Origin of the sequence: Rhodococcus sp. EPR-147 (genome assembly GCF_001647185.1) — a bacterium.
Lineage (GTDB): Bacteria > Actinomycetota > Actinomycetes > Mycobacteriales > Mycobacteriaceae > Rhodococcoides.
Window position 1 is genome coordinate 1 of record NZ_LVCU01000536.1, and the last position, 6,070, is coordinate 6,070.

Genomic DNA, 6,070 nt, shown 5'->3' on the forward strand with positions numbered 1-6,070 from the left:
CGCGTTCGCGACGGGCTGCGCTCCCGACACGACGCGGTCGCCCGGAGTCTTGTTGAGCCACAACCGTGTCACGTCGGGACGGGAGTAGTGGCCGGCCGGGTCGGCGGCGGCCTTGGCGATCGAAATGAGGCTGGTGTCGATGTCGGCGTAGACGATGCCTTCCGCGTCGGGTGCGAGCGGCTCGTGCATCAGTTGGCCGTCGGGCGCGAAGATGCGGGCATGACCGCCGCCTGCGGTGAGCATCGCGCACTTGGCGTCGTCGGTGCACATGATGTCGATCATCTCGGGGGAGACGGTCGCGCAGGGACTGATGACGAAGCAGCCGCCTTCGACGGCGTAGATGCGGCTGGCAGCGGTGTTGACCTCCGGCCCGAGGGCGTAGGCCGCGCCGGTGTAGAGCGAGAAGCTGGGCCAGGCACCGATGTGCACCTGCTCGTTCTGGGCGTACATCGCGTACTTCGACAACGGTTGCAGGTGCTCCCAGCAGCACAGTGCGCCGACGCGTCCGAGGTCGGTGTCGTATACCGATAGGTCGGAGCCGTCACCCTCGCCGTACACGGTGCGTTCGACGTGAGTCGGCTTGAGCTTGCGGCGCATCGCGACGGTCTTGCCTTCGGCGTCGATGATCCACTGGGCGATGTAGAGGCTGGCCTTGTATCGCTCGCTCAGGCCCATCACGACCATGATGTGGTTGTCTTTGGCGGCCTGCGCAATTCGAGCTGCCTGGGGTGTTCCGTACTCCAGTGAGTTGTCGAAGTAGCGCTGCGTGAACTGAAATCCCCACGCCGGTGCGTCGAGCCAGATGTACCAGGGATAGCCGGGCAGGTAGGTCTCGGGAAACGCGATGAGTTCGGCTCCGGCGCGGGCCGCGTCCTCGATCAGGCCGACCGCCTTGTCGATCGAGGCGTCGAGATCGAGAAATACCGGCGCGGCCTGGACTGCCGCGGCGCGAAACTGGTGGTGTGTCATTGCGGGCCTTTCGTGTGGGAGGGCACCAGTTTTGCCTGCTGAGAGGCCGATGGATGGCCTCGATGTGTCGGAATAATTGACTCTCCGTCGCATGCCAGGGCGGTGAAACACGGCGGTAACCGAGGCCGGGTGTCTCGACACACGATCGTCACGCGAGGAGGTCGATCGGCGGTGCGCATCTACCGCACAATGTGTGCGCGATCACACAAGACCTTCTCGCCTGTCCGGGCGCAGTCTGGACCGGACACGCCACAGGTGCCGCGATCGGCACCCGAGAAGGAGCCAACACACATGACTGCAGTCCAGGAATCGGCCGCACCGTCGTTGCCGACCGACACCGCCACCGAGCTCTACATCGCGGGGCAGTGGCACGGCGCTTCCGACGGAGGCACGTTCACCGACATCAACCCCACGACGGAACAGCCACTCGCCGAGGTTGCTGCAGCCACCGCGTCGGACGTCGATGCAGCGGTGCGTGCCGCCCGTGCCCAGCTCGGTGGTGAGTGGGGCGCGACGCCCGGAGCAGTGCGCGGGAAGCTGCTCAACCGGATTGCCGACCTCATCGAACGTGACGGGGACCTACTGGCCCGGCTCGAGGCTCTCGACGTGGGCAAGCCCGTGGGTCAACCGGCCATGCTCGACATTCCCAATGCCGCAGCCACGTTCCGGCACTTCGCCGGCTGGGCCGACAAGATCACCGGCAGCTCCATCCCCACTGCGGGCTACTTCGGGCAGCCGACGCACTCGTACACCGTCCGTGAGCCGGTGGGCGTCATCGGCATGATCGTTCCCTGGAACACCCCGCTGATGATTGCCGCGTGGAAGCTCGCGCCCGCGTTGGCCGCCGGAAACACCGTGGTCGTCAAGCCGCCGGAGGATGCGCCGTTGTCCATCCTGCATCTGGCTCGTCTGATCGACGAGGCGGGAGTACCTGCCGGAGTGGTCAATGTTGTTCCAGGACTTGGAGAAGTGACCGGCGACGCGTTGGTCGGGCATCCGGACGTAGACAAGATCAGCTTCACCGGCAGCCCTCGGGTCGGCAAGCTCATCGCCAAGAAAGCTGCAGATACGTTCAAGCGGACCACGCTCGAACTCGGCGGCAAGTCCCCGCAGATCATTCTCGAGGACGCGGATCTCGAGGCGGCGATCAACGGAACCGCGATGGGATTGTTCTTCAACCAGGGCCAGGTGTGTGCGGCCGGTACGCGGGTTCTGGTGCATCGCTCGCTGTACTCGCAGGTGGTCGACGGTCTGGCCGCTGCGGCGTCGGCTCAGGTTCTGGGTGATCCGTTCGATCCGTCGACGACGATGGGTGCGCTGGTCAACGCGAAGCAGCGCGACAGCGTTCTGGGGTACATCCAGGCCGGACGCGACGGTGGAGCGCGAGTGGCGGCGGGTGGCGGCCGGCCCGACGGCGCAGGGTATTTCGTCGAGCCGACGATCTTCACCGACGCGGACAACGACATGAAGATCGCGCAGGAGGAGATTTTCGGCCCCGTCGGCACGGTGATTCCGTTCGACACCGCCGACGAGGCCATCGCCATCGCCAACGGCACGGTGTACGGACTGGCCGCGAGCATCTGGACCCGCGACGTGTCGAGGGCGCACACCCTTGCTGCGCAGGTTCGATCCGGCGCGGTGTGGGTGAACGGTTGGGCCGCAATCGATCCCGCCCTCCCCTGGGGCGGCATGAAATCCAGTGGCACGGGCCGTGAACTCGGATGGGCCGGTATCGAGGCCAACACCGAGGAAAAAGTCGTCACGATCGTTCTGTAGAGCTGACGCAGGTGAGCGGGAGTGGAGCCTGCGGAACGACCCAGGTGAGCGGAACCTCGTAGCAGGGGTCGAAGTTCCGCTCACGTGGGGTAACGCGGTGTTTACCGACGGAAGCGCGATTCGTAACGAGCAGGTCGGAAGATTTAGTTCAACGGACGTAGAACAACGTCCGAACGGATCGGAAGGCGATGATGACGATGCCCGAACCCTAGGTCCGAGCAGGGAGCCGCTACCGTAGGGCTGTGCCGAAGCTCGTGGATCACGACGAACGCCGCCGCGCGATCACTGCGGCAACCTGGCGTTTGATCGCTGCCAAGGGGATCGATGCCGCGAACATGCGGGACATCGCGACCGAGGCGGGATACACGAACGGTGCACTGAGCCACTACTTCGCGGGCAAGGACGAGATTCTCCGCACCGCATTCGAGCACGTCTTCGAGGCAACGAACCGCCGTATCGACGAAGCTCTCGGCGATGCAACGGGATTCGATGCCCTCCGCATCTTTTGCCGAGAAGTGATGCCGACGACCGAAGAGACTTTGCTCGAGGCGAGAATTGCAGTCTCGCTGTGGCAACGCGCGATGTACGACGAGCACATGGACGACACGAACCGTCGATCCTTGGTGTCGTGGCGGGCGCGGATGGCGGAGTTTCTCGAGCAGGCTCGCGCAGAAGGCGACGCCGGCGACTTCGACGTCGATCTCGCCGTCGAAACGTTGCTCAACATGATGATGGGTATGCAGATTCTCGGCGTGCTCACTCCCGATGACACCACTGCCGACCGGCAGTTCGAGATGCTCGACCGGTTCATAGCTCAGCTGTAGCCACCCTGCGGGCGGGCGATTCGGCCCTGCCCGCATGCCTTCGTTATTCAACGTCTGTAGAACCAACACCCGACCTCGAGGAACATCCATGCCAACCCTCACGCCCCACGCAATCGACCACGCCTTGTCGTTGCCCACCGAAGACGAGATCGCACAGGTTCGGAATGTCGTCGATGCCGCCGGATTCGTCACTGCTGCAACCCGGTTCGTCTACGTCGGACTGGACGAACCGGACAAGGCCGAGCTGTACGCCGCCGAACCGACCACCCGACGTACCTTCCGGGTGCTGTTGCACGACATCTCGACACCCGATGCCGTCGATCTTCTCGTCTCTCTCGACGAGCGTCAGGTGATCGGCTCCACGCGGCTCGACGCGATCCGTGACGGCCAGATGCCGGTGCTCGACGAGGAATTCGAGCTCGTCGAGAGCGTGCTCTCCACCGATCCGGACTGGCTTGCCGCGCTGGCCGCGCGCGGACTGGACGTAGCACACGTACGAGTGGCACCCCTGTCAGCAGGGGTGTTCGACTACCCGGGCGAGCATGGTCGACGCATCCTGCGCGGCCTGGCCTTTCGTCAGGACTACCCGGCCGATCATGCGTGGGCGCATCCCATCGACGGTCTGGTCGCCTTCGTGGACGTGATGAATCGGACGGTGGACAAGGTCGTCGACCTGGGTGCGGTTCCCATTCCGGAGGAGTCGGGAAACTTCGACGATCTGTCCGTCACCGGCCCGCTGCGCACCACGCAGAAGCCGATCGAGATCACTCAACCCGACGGCCCGAGCTTCACGGTTCGGGGCAATCGCGTCGACTGGGAGAAGTGGTCCTTCAGGGTCGGCTTCGATGTGCGTGAGGGCCTGGTGCTGCACCAGATCGGGTTCGAGGACCGGGGTACCGTGCGCCCGATCGTTCACCGCGCTTCGATCGCCGAAATGGTTGTCCCCTATGGAGATCCGTCCCCGGTTCGGTCGTGGCAGAACTACTTCGACACCGGTGAGTATCTGGTGGGACGGTACGCGAACTCACTCGAACTCGGGTGCGACTGCGTCGGCGATATCACGTACTTCGACGCCGTGATCGCCGACGAATTCGGCAACCCGAAAACGCTGACCAACGCCGTGTGCATGCACGAGGAGGACTTCGGAGTGCTCTGGAAGCACACCGATCTGTGGTCGGGCTCGCAGGAGACCCGCCGCCAGCGCCGACTCGTGATCTCCTTCTTCACCACCATCGGCAACTACGACTACGGATTCTTCTGGTACCTCTACCTCGACGGCACCATCGAATTCGAGGTCAAAGCAACCGGAATCGTATTCACGTCCGGGCATCCCGGTGGTGACTACCCCTACGCAACAGAGATCGCCCCGGGACTCGGAGCGCCGTGCCACCAGCATCTGTTCAGTGCGCGACTCGACATGATGGTCGACGGTATCGGCAACTCCGTCGAGGAGATCGAGACCCGCCGGGTACCGATGGGACCGGACAACCTGCACGGCAATGCCTTTGCTCTGCAACACACCCCACTGGCCACGGAAGCCGAGGCGCAACGTATCGCCGACGGCACGGTGGGCCGCGTCTGGCACGTCACCAATCCGACCTCGCTGAGCCGGCTCGGAAAGCCCGTCGGATACACGCTGCACCCCGAAGGCCAGCCATTGCTGCTGGCCGACGACAACTCGTCGATCGCGCGACGTGCCACGTTCGCCACCAAGCATCTCTGGGTGACGCAGTTCGACCGAAGCGAACGTTATGCCGCAGGCGATTTCGTCAACCAGCATCATGGGGGAGCGGGTCTGCCGGCATTCGTGGCGTCGAACCGTAGCCTCGTCGACGAGGACATCGTGCTGTGGCACACCTTCGGGCTCACCCACTTCCCGAGACCCGAGGACTGGCCGATCATGCCGGTGGACTACACCGGCTTCAAACTGAAGCCCGCGGGATTCTTCGATCGCAACCCCACCCTCGACGTGCCGCGCTCGAGTTCTGCGCACTGCGCCGCCTCGAGCTGCGCGAGCGGTGAGCAGAATGTCTGAAACGCAATCGAATTCGACGGCAGGTGCGCTCCGCGGATCCATCGGCGTCGTCGGAATCGTGTTCCTGGTCATCGCCGCTGCAGCGCCGCTGACGGCCATCGGTGGGGCCCTGCCGGTCATGATAGCCACAGGTAACGGAGCGGGCGCTCCGCTCGCCTACATCGTCGCGGCGGTCGTCCTGCTGATCTTCAGCGTCGGGTACGCGGCCATGAGCCGACACATGGTGGACACCGGTGCGTTCTACGCCTACGTGGAGAAGGGGCTCGGGAGAACCATGGGCGTCGGTGCCGCGGGTCTCGCGCTGCTGACATACACCGCCATTCAGGCGGGTATCTACGGCCTCGCCGCATCGACCGTCGACAGCCTGGTCGTGAAGTACGGCGGACCCGACCTGCCGTGGTGGTTGTGGGCGCTCGGTCTCGTCGCGATCGTGGCGCTGCTCGGCTACCGCAGCATCGATCTCGGT

General features: G+C 64.5%; 4 protein-coding genes and 1 pseudogene. 4 read left to right on the plus strand and 1 reads right to left on the minus strand.

Annotated elements, in window-relative coordinates; genetic code table 11:
* Positions 1 to 969 (minus strand): carbon-nitrogen hydrolase family protein (locus A2J02_RS23650; RefSeq protein ID WP_068054450.1); only part of this gene is annotated, 969 nt, incomplete at its 3' end.
* 291 nt (positions 970 to 1,260) lie between these two features.
* On the opposite strand from A2J02_RS23650, the gene styD reads away from it, so the two are divergent.
* From styD to A2J02_RS23670, 4 genes and pseudogenes are all read left to right on the plus strand, one after another.
* Positions 1,261 to 2,745 (plus strand): phenylacetaldehyde dehydrogenase StyD, encoded by a 1,485-nt coding sequence (gene styD, locus A2J02_RS23655; protein WP_068054454.1) that lies wholly within the window; start codon positions 1,261 to 1,263, stop codon positions 2,743 to 2,745.
* Positions 2,746 to 2,999: 254 nt separating this feature from the next.
* Positions 3,000 to 3,569 (plus strand): TetR/AcrR family transcriptional regulator, encoded by a 570-nt coding sequence (locus tag A2J02_RS23660; RefSeq protein WP_082899042.1) that lies wholly within the window; start codon positions 3,000 to 3,002, stop codon positions 3,567 to 3,569.
* Between the two features lie 88 nt (positions 3,570 to 3,657).
* A complete protein-coding gene (locus A2J02_RS23665) occupies positions 3,658 to 5,604 on the plus strand; it encodes a primary-amine oxidase (RefSeq protein WP_068054458.1) in 1,947 nt (648 codons plus the stop codon).
* A pseudogene (locus tag A2J02_RS23670) lies at positions 5,597 to 6,070 on the plus strand (amino acid transporter); the annotation flags it as partial. The gene A2J02_RS23665 and the pseudogene A2J02_RS23670, both read left to right, overlap by 8 nt.

What these genes read in the sequence shown, in the direction of transcription:
- styD (WP_068054454.1), top strand. Translation starts at nt 1,261, where the DNA reads ATGACTGCAGTCCAGGAATCGGCCGCACCGTCGTTGCCGACCGACACC.
- A2J02_RS23665 (WP_068054458.1), top strand. Translation starts at nt 3,658, where the DNA reads ATGCCAACCCTCACGCCCCACGCAATCGACCACGCCTTGTCGTTGCCC.